This is a genomic window from Rhizobacter sp., assembly GCF_032229685.1.
Lineage (GTDB): Bacteria > Pseudomonadota > Gammaproteobacteria > Burkholderiales > Burkholderiaceae_C > LMDS01.
Genome location: NZ_JAVTWP010000045.1, coordinates 104709 through 118364, shown reverse-complemented (window position 1 = coordinate 118364; position 13656 = coordinate 104709). Strand labels below are relative to the sequence as shown.

Genomic DNA, 13656 nt, shown 5'->3' with positions numbered 1-13656 from the left:
AATAATGCTTGAATTATAAAAGTCTGTCAAGCCTCGTGATTCAGCTTCAGCCCGGGCACCGGCCAGTCGTCGATCGCGATCAGCCGGCCGCTGCCCGAGAGCGTGACGAACGCGGTGCGCCGGTCCTTGCCGCCGAAACAAAGGTTGGTCGTGAATCGGTCGGGCAGCGGCACATGGCTCGTCAGGCTGCCGTCGGGCGAGACGATGCTGATGCCGCCGTGCATCAGTGTGGCCACGCACACGTTGCCGAGCGCGTCGACCGCCATCGAGTCGAAGCGTTGCCAGTGGTTGCCGGGTGAGGCTGCGAGCAGCCGGCCGCCGTGGGGTGACGGCCACGCGTCCTTGCGCACCTGGCCCGGCGCGCTGATGTCGAAGGCCCACAGGCGCGCGCCTTCGGTTTCGGCGTAGTAGAGCGTGTGACCATCGGGCGAAAGCGCGATGCCGTTGGGCGTGAGCACCGGGCGCGCGATCACGCTGACGGCGCTGCCGTCGGGCTGGCCGTAGTAGAGGCCGCCGCGGTCCATCTCGGTTTCGCGCACCTTGCCGAGGTCGGTGAAATAGAAGCCGCCGTGCGCGTCGAAGACGATGTCGTTCGGGCCGCGCAGGCCCAGGCCCTCGACCGATTCGTACAGGCGCTCGAAGCGGCCGCTTGCCAGGTCGACCCGCTCGATGCGCCCGCCGGAATAGTCTTCGGCCTGGCCGATCGGCCGGTGCGTGCCGTCGGCCTCGCGCGTCCAGCGAAAGCCGCCGTTGTTGCAGACGTAGACCGCGCGGTCGGGGCCGATGGCCGCGCCGTTCGGGCCACCGCCGAGATCGGCGACGACCTGCACGCGGCCGTCGGGCATGACGCGGCTGAGCGTGCCGCGCGCGATCTCGACCAGCAGCACCGAGCCGTCGTCCATGGCGACCGGGCCTTCGGGAAACTGCAGGCCGGTGGCGATTTCGCGAATCTTCATGGGGTGTCTCCGCTTGTGTTCTTGGCTTGTTCGGGTGGCCGCTTCAGCACGCCGCTGGCAATGAACACACCGCCAGCCATCATGGCTTCGACTTGCAGTTGCTGCAGATGGGGCGCGAGCAGGCTCCAGGGTCTGGCGAGCCCGGCCAGTGTCGTGACAGAGTGGCACGCCGCGCCGAACACGAACAGGTTCACCGGCCAGGCCCAGAAGCGCGCCCACTGCAGGCCGCAGGCCACCACGTGCGCGCCCGGCTGCAGGTGGCGCAGCACGTTCGCGATGGCCCGCGGTTCACGCAGAATGTCGTGAGTGAAATGGAACAGCGCGGCATCGGCCCGACCTTTGAGGCGCGCGGTTTCAACCGGCGCTTCGATCAGCGCCACGTTCTTCCAGCCGCAGCGCGCCACGCGCTCGCGCGCCAGCGCGATCATCTCGGGGCTCTGCTCGATGCCGACAATGCGACCCGCCGCGCCGACGGCAGGGTGCAGCTGCGGCAGGCTCAGGCCGGTGCCACAACCCACGTCGAGCACCTGGTCGCCGTTGCGCAGCGCGAGCCTCTCGATGGCGCGCTGCCGCACCGGCTCGAAGAAGGCCAGTTCCAGGTCGTAGACCACCGCGCGGCGCCGGTATTGCGCGAGCGCTGCGCTGTGGTCGGGAGGCGGGCGGTGAGCGGGGGTCATGGAAGATGCGGCTATCTCGCAGGCCATGCTACGCCGCCAAATCGCCTGCCCGGGCAACGCACAATGCCAGCCATGCAGGATCTGCTTTCGCGAACCTTCGGCCCCTGGGTGCGGCACCTCAGCCCCCAAACGTTGCGTGCCGACCTGGTCGCCGGTGTGCTGGGCGCGCTGCTGGTGCTGCCGCAAGGTTTTGCTTTTGCTGCGCTCGCCGGCTTGCCGCCCGAATACGGCCTGTACACCGCCATCGTGCCGTGTGTGGTCGCGGCGCTGTTCGGTTCGAGCTGGCATGTGGTCTCGGGCCCGACCAACGCCAACTCGCTGGCGCTGTTCGCGATGCTCGCGCCGCTGGCGGTGGTCGGCTCGCCGGCCTACATCCAGCTCGCGCTCGCGGTCACGGTGCTGGTGGGTGTGATGCAGTGGCTGATCGGGGCGCTGCGGCTCGGCTCCATCGCCAACTTCATTTCGCCCTCGGCCCTGCGCGGCTTCACCAGCGGCGCGGCGGTGCTGATCGCGCTGCACGCGCTGACCGATGCCCTCGGCCTGGGCGGGCCGGCGGCACACGGCACCGGGGCGCTGCTGATGCATCTGGGCGAACGGTTCGGCACGCTGCGGCCGGCGGCGCTCATGGTGGCGGCCTGCACGGTCGTGGTGGTGTTGCTGGCCCGGCGTGTGGTGCCGCGCTGGCCGGGCATGCTGCTTGGGCTGGTGGCCGGCACCACGCTCGCGTTCGTGTTGAACAGCGCGTCGCCGTGGCCGCAGTGGGGCAGCGTGGCCGTGGTGGGCAGCCTGCCGGCGATCTGGCCGCGCTTCCAGCTTCCGGCGCTGCCGTTCGGCAACCTGCCCGAGTTGCTGTCGATCGCGTTCGCGCTGACGATCGTGGCGCTCGGCCAGTCGATCTCCATTGCCAAGCTGGTGGCCGCGCGTTCGGGCCAGGCGATCGATGCGAACCGCGAGTTCCGCGGGCAGGGCTTGTCGAACATCGTCGGCGGGTTTTTCTCGTCGTACGTTTCCTGCGGCTCGCTGAACCGCTCTTTGCCGAACCTCGAGGCCGGCGCACGCACACCGCTGGCCGCGGTGTTCGCGTCGATGTGGCTGCTGCTCCTGCTGGCGTTCACGGCGCCGCTGCTGGCGCTGATCGCGTTGCCGGCGATCGCCGGGCTCTTGCTGGTGGTGGCATGGTCGCTGCTCGACGTGCCCGGCTGGCGCCGGCTGTGGCGCGACGGCCGTGACGACTTCGCCATTGCAGCCGTCACGGCATTGGCGACGGTGACGATCCGCATCGAGATGGCGATCGTGCTCGGCACCTTCCTGTCGCTGGTGGTTTACCTGCACCGGACCTCGCGGCCTTACATGCGCGTGATGGGTTTCGACAAGGTGAGTGAAAAGGGCGTGGCCGCCGAGCGGCCCTTTGTCGTGCGCGCCGACGTGCCGGCGGCGCTGCCCGAATGCCCGCAGCTGAAGATGATCCGCATGGAAGGCGAGGTCTATTTCGGCGCCGTGCCGCACGTGGCCGACCAGCTGCGCGACATGCGCGCCGCACCCGACGCGGCAAAGCACCTGCTGGTGATGGCCAAGAGCATGAACTTCATCGACCTGCCGGCCGCAGAGCTGTGGCGGGCCGAGCTGCAGACGCGTCGCGCTGCGGGCGGCGACCTGTACTTCCACCGCCCGCGCCCGCCGGTGCTCGAACTCTGGCAGCGCGTCGGGTTCACGGAGGAACTGGGCAGCGACCACATCTTCCCGACCAAGCGCATCGCCATCCACACGATCTTCGAGCGGCTGGACCGCAACATCTGCGCGCGCTGCCCGGTACGCGCGTTCGAGGAGTGCGCCACGCTGCCGCCGCCCATGGCGCTTTGAGTCGGCGCTGAACTGCGGCCATACTTGCTTCATGGTGACACGCTTGCCCGGCTTCGCACGTCTGCAGGACATCGGCGCCGCTTTTTACGCCGGAGCCTGCAGCCGCGACGAAGCCCGCGCGGCGGTGATCGACGTGATCATCGGCCAGCTGCAATGCTCGCGCGTCAGCCTGTGGCGCTTCGACGGCACGCCGGGCGCGCTCAGTCTGTTGTGCCTGGCCTCGAAGGCGGCCGGCGGTGAGCTCGTCACCAGCGAACGCCACCTGCTGGAGACCGAGTACCGCGACTACTTCGACGTATTGGTGCGCACCGGCATGTACGTCGGCCACGACACGATGCACGACCCGCATCTTCAGCCGATGCGCGAGAACTACCTGCTGCCCAACGGCGTGCTGTCGATGCTCGACGCCGCCTTCACCGTCAACGGGCGCGCTTACGGCATGGTGTGCTGCGAGCAGACCGATCGTGTGCGTGAATGGCGCGCCGAAGAGATCCGCGACCTGCGCGCCCTCGTCGCCAAGCTGGCGCTGCTGATGGCCGCGGCCGGCGACGAGGCGCTCTGGGCTTCACCCTCGCGCCCGATGGCGCCGATCTTGCGCAGGCCCTAGCCGATTTCGCTCCGGCCTTGCGCCAGCGCGTCGGGCACAGGTCTGGTACCTTCCGCCCCAAGACAGATTCTGAGGAGACGCGCATGAGCGTTTTGCACCAACGCCTGCGAGCGCTGCCGGAAGCGCAATTGCGCGGCATGCTGCGCGGAGTCGAAAAGGAGAGCCTGCGCGCGCGCCCCGAGGGCGGCCTGGCGCTCACCCCGCACCCGGCCGCGCTCGGTTCGGCACTGGCCCACCCCAACATCACCACCGACTTCAGCGAGTCGCAGCTCGAGTTCGTGACCGGCGTGCACCCTAGTGCGCAGGAATGCCTGGACGAGCTGACGCAGATCCACCAGTTCACCTACCGCGCCCTGAAAGAGCAGGGCGACGAGATGCTGTGGGTCTCGAGCATGCCCTGCGGCTTGCCCACCGACGAGACCATTCCGCTCGGGCGCTACGGCTCGTCGAACGTGGGGCGCGCCAAGAGCGTGTACCGCATGGGCCTGGGCCACCGCTACGGCCGGCGCATGCAGACGATCTCGGGCATTCACTACAACTGGTCGATGCCGGGCGTGTCGACCGAGCAGTATTTCGACCTGATCCGCAACTTCCGCCGCCACTCGTTCCTGCTGCTGACGTTGTTCGGCGCGTCGCCGGCCTTGTGTTCGACCTTCGTGGCGGGCCGCGAGCACGAGCTGCAGCCGCTCAAGGGCCACACGCTGCACATGCCGCACGGCACCTCGTTGCGCATGGGGCGGCTGGGTTACCAGAGCGACGCGCAGTCGTCGCTTTCGGTCAGCTACAACAGCCTCGAGAGTTATGCCGCGTCGCTGCAGGAAGCCCTGACGAAACCCTACCCGGCCTACGAAGCGGTCGGCATCCGCAACCCGGGTGGCGACTACAACCAGCTCGCCACCAGCCTGCTGCAGATCGAGAACGAGTTCTACGGCACGATCCGCCCGAAGCGCGTGATCTTCCCCGGCGAGCGCCCGCTGCACGCGCTGCGCGAACGCGGTGTCGAATACGTGGAAGTGCGCTGCATGGACCTCGACCCGTTCGAGCCGGTCGGCATCGGCGCTTCGACGATGCAGTTCATCGACCTGTTCCTGCTGCACTGCCTGCTCAGCGACAGCCCGCCCGATTCGCCGGATGAGATCAAGGCGCTGGCACGCAACCAGCAGAAGGTGGCGGCACGCGGGCGCGAGCCGGGCCTGAAGCTGGAGCGCGGCGCGAGCGAAGTGAGCCTGGTGGACTGGGGCGGCGAGTTGCTGGCGGCGTTCGAGCCGATCGCGGCCACGCTCGACGCACTGCACGGCGGCTCTGACTACCGCGACACGCTGGCCGCCGCATCGGCCACGCTGGCGAATACCGACACCGCCCCGTCGGCGCGTGTGCTCGCCGCGATGGCGCGCGATTTCGACAGCTCCTACGTGGCTTTCACCCGCGCGCAGTCGGAGCAGACGCGCAACCGGCTGCTCGCCTTGCCCTACCCGAACGAACTGCAGGCGAAGTACGCTGCCCTGTCGAAGGCCTCGGTCGAGGTGCAGATGAGCATCGAGGCCAACGACAGCATGCCGTTCGAGATCTACCGGCAGCAGTACCTGTCGGTCGAGCGGCTCGGCGTTTCGGGCAAGCGGGTGCCGGCGCACGCCTGAGTCGCCCGGCGCACGCGTGGCGCCGGCGCTAGACTCCGGCGCCATGAGCACCTTCAACACCGTCCCCCTCGGCCGCAGCGACCTGCGTGTCACCCCCATCTGCCTGGGCACCATGACCTTCGGCGAGCAGGTCGACGAGCCGACGTCGCACGAGCTGCTCGACCATGCGCTGGCGCGTGGCATCAACTTCATCGACACCGCCGAGATGTATTCGGTGCCGGTGCGGCGCGAGACCTCGGGCTCGACCGAACGTTTCATCGGCAACTGGTTCGCCAAGCGACCGGGCGCGCGCCAGAAGGTGGTGTTGGCGACCAAGGTGGCCGGCCCGTCGCGCGCGTCCGACTGGATTCGCAATGGCAGTGGCAACGTCACGCCGTCAGAGATCGCCGAGGCCTGCAACGACAGCCTGAAGCGCCTGCAGACCGACGTGATCGACCTGTACCAGATGCATTGGCCGAACCGCAACACGCCCTCGTTCGGCGCGGTGTACTTCGACCCGTCGAAAGACAAGGAATTCAGCAGCATCCGCGAGCAGCTCGAAGCTTTTGCCGGCCTGGTGCGCGCCGGCAAGGTGCGGCACATCGGCCTGAGCAACGAAACGCCCTGGGGCCTGTCGGAATTCATCCGCCTGGCCGACGAGCTGGGCCTGCCGCGCGTGGCCACGGTGCAGAACCCGTACACGCTCGTGAATCGCTCGGTCGACAACGGGCTCGACGAGGTGATGTACCGGCAAGGCGTGTCGCTGCTCGCATATTCGCCGCTCGGTTTCGGCACGCTCACCGGCAAGTACGACACGGGCCTGTCGAACCAGGGCCGCATCGCGCTGTTCGAGTCGGTGCGCAAGCAGCGCTGGGGGCGGCCCGAAACCTTTGCCGCGGCACGCCTCTACAACGAACTCGCGGTGGCCAACGGCCTCACGCCGACGCGCCTGGCGCTGGCTTTCTGCTACACCAACTGGCGTGTGGCGAGCACGATCATCGGCGTGACGACACGCGCGCAGCTCGACGAGAACATCGACGCTTGGGGCACGACCTTGTCGCCCGAACTGCTGGCGAAGATCGACGCGATCCGCTGGACGCACCGCGACCCGGCGCAGTGAGGCCGTGAAGAAGAAGGCCCACGTCAGCGAAACGCCGGCAACGCAGTTCCTGCGCGAGAACGGCGTGGCGTTCACCGAGCACGTCTACGAGTATGTCGAGCACGGCGGCACGGCCGAATCGTCACGACAGCTCGGCGTGCCCGAGGCCGAAGTGATCAAGACGTTGGTAATGCAGGACGAACGCGCCCAGCCACTGATCGTGCTGATGCACGGCGACAAGCAGGTCAGCACCAAGAACCTGGCGCGCCAGATCGGCGCCAAGTCGGTCGAGCCCTGCAAGCCCGAAGTGGCGCAGCGCCACAGCGGCTACCAGGTCGGCGGCACCTCGCCGTTCGGCCTGCGCAAGCCGATGCCGGTGTACGTCGAAGAGACGGCGCTGGCGCTCTCGCGCATCTGCATCAACGGCGGGCGGCGCGGTTACCTCGTCGGCATCGAACCGGCGGTGCTGACGCGCCTGCTCGGCGCGAAGCCGGTGAACTGCGCGCTCTGAATCGGGCCGCGCCGTTACCAAGCGCAAAATAGCGGACCTTTTCTTTTCGCCCTGTCTCCCATGCAGACCCTGTACCCGGCGCTCGCCACCCTGGCGGCCTACCTGATCGGCTCGCTCTCGTTCGCCGTGATCGTGAGCCGGCTGATGGGCCTGAACGACCCGCGCACCTACGGCTCGGGCAACCCCGGCGCCACCAACGTGCTGCGCTCGGGCAACAAGGCGGCGGCGGTGCTCACGTTGCTGCTCGACGCGCTGAAGGGCTACGTGCCGGTCGTGCTGGCCGATCAGTTCGGCGCGCGCTTCGGCCTGGGTGAAGGCACGGTCGCCCTGGTCGCGCTGGCCGCGTTCCTGGGCCACCTGTGGCCGGTGTTCTTCCGCTTTCAGGGCGGCAAGGGCGTGGCCACGGCGGCCGGCGTGTTGCTCGGGCTGAACCCGTGGCTCGGGCTGGCCACGCTGGCGACCTGGGTCATCATCGCGGCCTTCTTTCGTTACTCGTCGCTCGCCGCCATCGTGGCTGCGGTGTTCGCGCCGTTCTACCAGCTGCTGATCTGGGGCGGAGGCCCGGCGGCCATCAGCGTGGCGGTGATGGGCCTGCTGCTCGTCTGGCGCCACAGCGCCAACATCCAGAAGCTGCTCAAGGGCACCGAGAGCAAGCTCGGGCAGAAAGCGGCCGGTGCGGTGGGGCCCGCAGCGGCTGCGAAGAACGCGCATAAACATTCACGTCAACATTCCAACAAGCACGGAGAGAAAACATGAGCCAGGGCCTGCGCCGCTTCCACGTCGGCGACCGACTGTCGGAGATGACCATCCACAACAACACGGTCTACCTGGCGGGGCAGGTGGCTGCCGACGCGAGCCAGGACATCCGCGGCCAGATGACGCAGGTGCTCGCCGCGATCGACAAGCTGCTGCATGAGGCCGGCACCGACAACGCGCACATCCTGATGTGCCAGATCTTCATCCGCGACCTGGCCGACTTCGCGGTGATGAACGAAGTCTGGGAAGACTGGCTCGCGCCCGGCGACGCGCCGCCGCGTGCCACGGTGCAGGCGAACCTGGCAAAACCCGAATGGCGCATCGAGCTGGTCGTGACCGCGGCCATCTGAAGCGGCGGCTGCCTCCATGACACAACGCGTTCTCACCGGCATCACCACCACCGGCACACCGCATCTCGGCAACTACGTGGGCGCGATCCGGCCGGCGATCGAGGCCAGCCGCGAGCCGGGCGTGGAGAGTTTTTTCTTTCTGGCCGACTACCACGCGTTGATCAAGTGCGACGAGCCGGCGCGCATCGAACGCTCGCGCCTGGAGATCGCCGCCACCTGGCTCGCGGCGGGCCTGGACACCTCGCGCGTGACCTTCTATCGGCAGAGCGACATCGTCGAGATCCCCGAGCTGACGTGGCTGCTGACCTGCGTCGCCTCGAAAGGCCTGATGAACCGGTCGCACGCCTACAAGGCCGCGACCGACGCGAACACGGCCGCTGGTGAAGACCCGGACGCCGGCGTCACGATGGGCCTGTTCAGCTACCCGATCCTGATGGCCGCCGACATCCTGATGTTCAACGCGCACCGCGTGCCGGTGGGGCGCGACCAGGTGCAGCACATCGAGATGGCGCGCGACCTGGGGCAACGTTTCAACCACCTGTTCGGCGCCGGGCGCGAGCTGTTCGTCCTGCCCGAAGCGAACATCGACGAGCGTGTGGCCATGCTGCCGGGTCTCGATGGCCGCAAGATGAGCAAGAGCTACGACAACACCGTGCCGCTGTTCGAAGGCGGCGCCAAAGGCCTGCGCGAAGCGCTGGCGCGCGTGGTGACCGACTCGCGCGCACCGGGCGAGGCGAAAGAGCCGGAAGGCTCGCACCTCGTGGCGATCTATGAAGCGTTTGCGAACGATGCCGAGCGCGCGAAGCTGCGCGCCGACCTGCGCGCAGGCATGGCCTGGGGCGACGCCAAGGCCGTGGTGGTCGAGCGCATCGAGCGTGACATCGCCCCGATGCGCGAGCGATATGCGGATCTGATCGCGCACCCCGAGCGCATCGAAGAAACGCTTCTCGAAGGTGCGCGCAAGGCGCGGGCCGTGGCGGCGCCGTTCCTGGCCACGCTGCGCGAGGCGGTGGGCTTGCGGCGCATGGTGGCGGTGGGCGCACCGGCGAGTTCGACGGTGGTCAAGGCGAAAGCCGCGCTGCCGACTTTCAAGCAATACCGCGAGACCGACGGCAAGTTCTACTTCAAGCTCGCGGCGGCCGATGGCCGTTTGCTGCTGCAAAGCGCCGCCTTCGAGTCCGGCCGCGATGCCGGCCAGTGGGTGAGCCGGCTCAAGACCGACGGTGCTTCGGCACTCGGCGAAGCGCCGGTGTCGCGCAGCGAAGGCGTGAGCGCGCAAGACGTGAGCGACGCGCTCGCCGCGTTCGCGGCTCAGTAGTTCAGGCCCATCGCGCCGCGCACTTCGCGCATCGTCTTGCGCGCGACGGTGCGGGCACGCTCGGTGCCGACCTCGACGATCCAGTGCACGTGCTTCGGGTTGGCGAGGTAGGTCTCGGCCCGCTCGCGCCAGGGTTCCTGTTCTAGTCTGATCGCGTCGATCACGGGCTGTTTGCACTCCAGGCAACCGATGCCCGCCGTGGTGCAGCCCTTCACGACCCACGCTCGCGTGTCGGCATCGGAATACAGCGTGTGGAACTGCCAGACCGGGCAGCGCTCCGGGTTGCCGGCATCGGTGCGGCGCACCCGGTCGGGGTCGGTCGGCATGCGTTTGATCTTGCGTTCGACCTCGGCCGGCTCTTCGCGCATCGCGATGTCGTTGCCCAGGCTCTTGCTCATCTTCGCGCCATCGAGGCCGGGCAGCCTGCTGGTCTCGGTGAGCAGCGTCGCAGGTTCGGGCAACACCGTCTGCCCTTTTCCGTACAGATGATTGAAGCGGCGCGCCACCTCGCGCGTGATCTCGACGTGCGGCGCCTGGTCTTCGCCGACCGGCACGAAAGCCGCCTTGTAGATGAGGATGTCGGCTGCCTGCAGCAGCGGGTAGCCCAGAAAGCCGTAGGTCGCGAGGTCACGACCTGCCAGCGCCTTCATCTGGTCCTTGTAGGTCGGCACACGCTCCAGCCACGACAGCGGTGTGCCCATCGCGAGCAGTGTGAACAGCTCAGCGTGTTCCGGCAGTCGGCTCTGGATGAACAGCGTGGCGCGGTCGGGGTCGATGCCGGCGGCGAGCCAGTCGACCACCATGTCGTAGACGTTGCGTTCCAGATCGGCGTGATCGTCGTAGTGCGTGGTCAGCGCGTGCCAGTCGGCGACGAAGTAGAAGCACTCGTGCTCGTCTTGCAGCTTCACCCAGTTCTTCAGCGCGCCATGGTAGTGGCCGAGATGCAATGCGCCGGTGGGGCGCATGCCGGAGAGCACGCGGGGTTTCATCGGCGCAAATTGTAGGCAGCTACACTGCGCGCCCCATGAAAAATATCGTCATCCTCATCTCGGGCCGCGGCTCCAACATGGAGGCCATCGTGCGCGCTTGTGCCGCCGAGCGCTGGCCGGCGCAGGTGGTGGGTGTGCTCAGCAACCGGGCCGATGCGCAAGGGCTGGAATTCGCGCGCGAGCATGGCATCGCCACCGCGGTGGTCGCTCACCAGGCCTTCGCATCGCGCGAGGCCTTCGACGCCGAACTGGCGCGCACGATCGACGCCTTCGCGGCCGACGTGGTCGTGCTGGCGGGCTTCATGCGCATCCTGACCGATGGCTTCGTCGAGCGCTACGCGGGGCGCATGGTCAACGTGCACCCGTCGCTGTTGCCGGCGTTCACGGGTTTGAACACGCACCGCCGGGCGATCGAGGGCGGTTGCAAAGTGGCGGGCGCCACGGTTCATTTCGTCACGCCCGCGCTCGATCACGGGCCCGTCATCGCGCAGGCCGCGGTGCCGGTGCTGCCTGGCGACACGGCTGATGTGCTGGAAGCGCGGGTGCTCGAGCGCGAGCACGTGATGTACCCGCGCGCGGTGAGCTGGCTGGTGCGTGGCGAATTGAATGTCGTCGGGGGCGTGGTCACGCACAAGCGGGGCGAGGCCCAGCTGTTCTAGAACAGGCTCGCCGCGATGTTGATCGTGAAGGCGAGGATGCTCGTGTTGAACGCGAACGACAGCAGCGCCTGCAACAGCACGAGCCGGCGCATCGCACGCGTCGAAACGATCACGTCCGAGGTCTGCGAAGCCACGGCGATCGTGAACGAGAAGTAGAGAAAGTCGCCGTAGTCGGGCTTGAAGTTCTTGTCGGCGTCGGGGAACTGCAGGCCTTCGCCTTCGTGCTTTCGATAGAACAGGCTCGCGTAATTGAGCGAGAACAGGGTCGGCACCAGCAGCCAGGAGCCCACCACCGTGGCCAGCACGTAGAGCAGCCGTGGCCAGGCCTGGGCCGAACCCGGCGACTTGGCGATCGACAGTTCGTAGACCACCGCGGCCAGGCTCACGGTGGCCGCCAGTGTCACGATCACGAGCACGGCGAGTGCGCCTTCGGCCTGCGCCATCGCCACTTGTTTGACCCGCTCGGGGCCGGCGTGCGTCATCACCCACGCCACCAGCACCAGGTACAGCCAGACGCTCACGTTCCAGCCCAGCAGCGCGCGTGTCACCGGGTTCGCGATGCCGGGTGCGGCGAATGCAGCCAGAACGCCGACCGCGCCCGCGAGCATCAGCCGCGGGTGGGCGCGCAGGTGGCTGACGATCACTTTCACGGGCTGGCGACCGGTTCGAAACGCGGGCGCAGAGCGCCATCGATGACGATGCTCTCGAAGAACATCGCGTGCGGCCGCGCCCACCAGCCGGTGGCGTTGTAGAGCGGCCGGTAGACCACCATCGGCTCGTTGCTCTCGCTGTGGCGGGCCACGCCGATCACTTCGTACTCGCCGCCCTTGTAGTGGCGGTAGCGGCCGAGGGGCGTGTGGGGCAGGGCGGGCAGGTCGTCGTCGCTCATCGACCCAAGGATAATCCGCCGATGCACCCGAACGCCTTGCTCGAACTCGCCACCGAACTGCTGCACCGCGTGTTGCAGCTGCAGCACCCCGCCGATGGCGTGGTGTCCGACTTCTTTCGCCAGCACCGCGCCTTGGGCAGCCGAGAGCGGCACACGTTGGCCGAGACCACCTATGCCGTGCTGCGCCAGCGCCCGTTGTTCCAGCACCTGGCGCAGTCGGGCAAAGGCGAGATCGAACGCCGGCTCGTGGCGCTGGCCTGGCAGGGCAACGACGGTTTTCTGCGTGCGGCCCTGAGCGAGACCGAGCAGCAGTGGCTGCAGCAGGTCTCGGCGGTCGACCGTTCGGCGCTGCCGGAAAAGCTGCGCCACAACCTGCCGGAGTGGCTGGCCGACATCCTGAAACCCGCGCTCGGCGACGAGTTCTGGCCGCTGGTCGAGAGCATGAGCGCGGCCGCGCCGCTCGACTTGCGTGTGAATACCTTCAAGGCCAAGCGCGAGGCGGTGCAGGCCGCGTTCAAGGCCGAAGGCATCGAAGCGTTGCCGACGCCTTATTCGCCGCTGGGCCTGCGCATCGACGGCAAGCCCGCGCTGCACAAGCTCGACGTGTTCATGCGCGGCGATGTGGAAGTGCAGGACGAAGGCAGCCAATTGCTCGCCCTGATGCTCGGCGCCAAGCGTGGCGAGATGGTGATGGACTTCTGCGCCGGCGCCGGCGGCAAGACCCTCGCGCTCGGCGCCGAGATGCGCAACACCGGGCGCTTGTATGCACTCGACACTTCGGGCCACCGGCTCGCGTCGCTCAAGCCGCGGCTGGCACGCAGCGGCCTGTCGAACGTGTTCCCGGCGCAGATCGCGCACGAGCGCGACGATCGCATCAAGCGCCTGGCCGGCAAGCTCGACCGGGTGCTGGTCGACGCGCCCTGCTCGGGCCTGGGCACGCTGCGCCGAAACCCCGATCTGAAGTGGCGCCAGACGCCGCAGGCGGTCGAGGAACTGCGGGTCAAGCAGGCGGCGATCCTGGCCAGCGCGGCGCGTCTGCTGAAACCGGGCGGCCGCCTCGTCTATGCCACCTGCAGCCTGCTCGAGCTTGAAAACGAGGAGATCGCCCGCCATTTCACGGCGGAACACGAGCGTGATTTCCAGGTGTTGCCGGCGCTCGAAGCCTTGACGCGCGCCCATGTGGGTGACGCCGAATCGCTGGTCCGCGGCGATTTCATGCGCTTGTGGCCGCACCGCCACGGCACCGACGGCTTTTTCGCGGCGGTGTGGGAGCGGCTCTGAAGCGCGGAGTACCGGATCCAGCTGCATTGGGACCCGGTTTGCGATACCTCAATTTGCCCTTCTCCAGCCCGGTAAATCGGGGCTTCCA

General features: G+C 68.0%; 15 protein-coding genes. 10 read left to right on the top strand and 5 right to left on the bottom strand.

All coding sequences use genetic code 11. The features are described from left to right. Positions 1-26: 26 nt before the first annotated feature. Both AC30PD_RS22575 and AC30PD_RS22570 read right to left on the bottom strand, forming a co-directional pair. Positions 27-956 carry an SMP-30/gluconolactonase/LRE family protein gene (locus AC30PD_RS22575; RefSeq protein WP_489537950.1) on the bottom strand — a complete coding sequence of 310 codons (930 nt, stop codon included), beginning with the start codon at positions 954-956 and terminating at the stop codon, positions 27-29. Then, complete coding sequence (locus AC30PD_RS22570) at positions 953-1633, bottom strand: class I SAM-dependent methyltransferase (protein WP_489537949.1); 681 nt, start codon at positions 1631-1633, stop codon at positions 953-955. The genes AC30PD_RS22575 and AC30PD_RS22570 overlap by 4 nt, the downstream gene beginning before the upstream one ends. 72 nt (positions 1634-1705) lie before the next feature. On the opposite strand from AC30PD_RS22570, the gene AC30PD_RS22565 reads away from it, so the two are divergent. The 8 genes from AC30PD_RS22565 (at position 1706) to AC30PD_RS22530 (ending at position 9750) form a co-directional block, all read left to right on the top strand. Then, a complete protein-coding gene (locus tag AC30PD_RS22565; protein ID WP_489537948.1) occupies positions 1706-3493 on the top strand; it encodes a SulP family inorganic anion transporter in 1788 nt (595 codons plus the stop codon). Positions 3494-3524: 31 nt separating this feature from the next. Beyond that, a complete protein-coding gene (locus tag AC30PD_RS22560; RefSeq protein WP_489537947.1) occupies positions 3525-4100 on the top strand; it encodes a GAF domain-containing protein in 576 nt (191 codons plus the stop codon). Between the two features lie 83 nt (positions 4101-4183). Beyond that, complete coding sequence (gene gshA / locus AC30PD_RS22555) at positions 4184-5737, top strand: glutamate--cysteine ligase (protein ID WP_489537946.1); 1554 nt, start codon at positions 4184-4186, stop codon at positions 5735-5737. 43 nt (positions 5738-5780) lie between these two features. Then, positions 5781-6836, top strand: a complete 1056-nt coding sequence (locus AC30PD_RS22550) for an aldo/keto reductase (RefSeq protein ID WP_489537945.1) — start codon at positions 5781-5783, stop codon at positions 6834-6836. 4 nt (positions 6837-6840) lie between these two features. After that, positions 6841-7326 (top strand): Cys-tRNA(Pro) deacylase, encoded by a 486-nt coding sequence (gene ybaK, locus AC30PD_RS22545; protein WP_489537944.1) that lies wholly within the window; start codon positions 6841-6843, stop codon positions 7324-7326. Positions 7327-7386: 60 nt separating this feature from the next. Then, complete coding sequence (gene plsY, locus AC30PD_RS22540) at positions 7387-8082, top strand: glycerol-3-phosphate 1-O-acyltransferase PlsY (protein WP_489537943.1); 696 nt, start codon at positions 7387-7389, stop codon at positions 8080-8082. Then, entirely contained in the window at positions 8079-8432 is a 354-nt protein-coding gene (locus tag AC30PD_RS22535) for a RidA family protein (protein WP_489537942.1), read from the top strand. Before plsY ends, AC30PD_RS22535 begins: the two co-directional genes overlap by 4 nt. A gap of 16 nt (positions 8433-8448) precedes the next feature. After that, entirely contained in the window at positions 8449-9750 is a 1302-nt protein-coding gene (locus AC30PD_RS22530) for a tryptophan--tRNA ligase (protein ID WP_489537941.1), read from the top strand. Here AC30PD_RS22530 and trpS read toward each other — a convergent pair. Next, positions 9744-10739, bottom strand: a complete 996-nt coding sequence (gene trpS, locus AC30PD_RS22525) for a tryptophan--tRNA ligase (RefSeq protein ID WP_489537940.1) — start codon at positions 10737-10739, stop codon at positions 9744-9746. The genes AC30PD_RS22530 and trpS overlap by 7 nt on opposite strands. Positions 10740-10774: 35 nt before the next feature. Between trpS and purN the strand changes: the two genes are divergently transcribed. After that, the gene (gene purN / locus AC30PD_RS22520) at positions 10775-11398 is read left to right on the top strand and encodes a phosphoribosylglycinamide formyltransferase (RefSeq protein WP_489537939.1); all 624 of its coding nucleotides are present in this window, start codon (positions 10775-10777) and stop codon (positions 11396-11398) included. Here purN and AC30PD_RS22515 read toward each other — a convergent pair. Next, entirely contained in the window at positions 11395-12048 is a 654-nt protein-coding gene (locus AC30PD_RS22515; protein ID WP_489537938.1) for a DUF1345 domain-containing protein, read from the bottom strand. The genes purN and AC30PD_RS22515 overlap by 4 nt on opposite strands. Continuing rightward, entirely contained in the window at positions 12045-12287 is a 243-nt protein-coding gene (locus AC30PD_RS22510) for a DUF1653 domain-containing protein (protein WP_489537937.1), read from the bottom strand. Before AC30PD_RS22510 ends, AC30PD_RS22515 begins: the two co-directional genes overlap by 4 nt. A gap of 21 nt (positions 12288-12308) precedes the next feature. Between AC30PD_RS22510 and AC30PD_RS22505 the strand changes: the two genes are divergently transcribed. After that, positions 12309-13568, top strand: a complete 1260-nt coding sequence (locus AC30PD_RS22505) for an RsmB/NOP family class I SAM-dependent RNA methyltransferase (protein WP_489537936.1) — start codon at positions 12309-12311, stop codon at positions 13566-13568. Positions 13569-13656 lie beyond the last annotated feature (88 nt).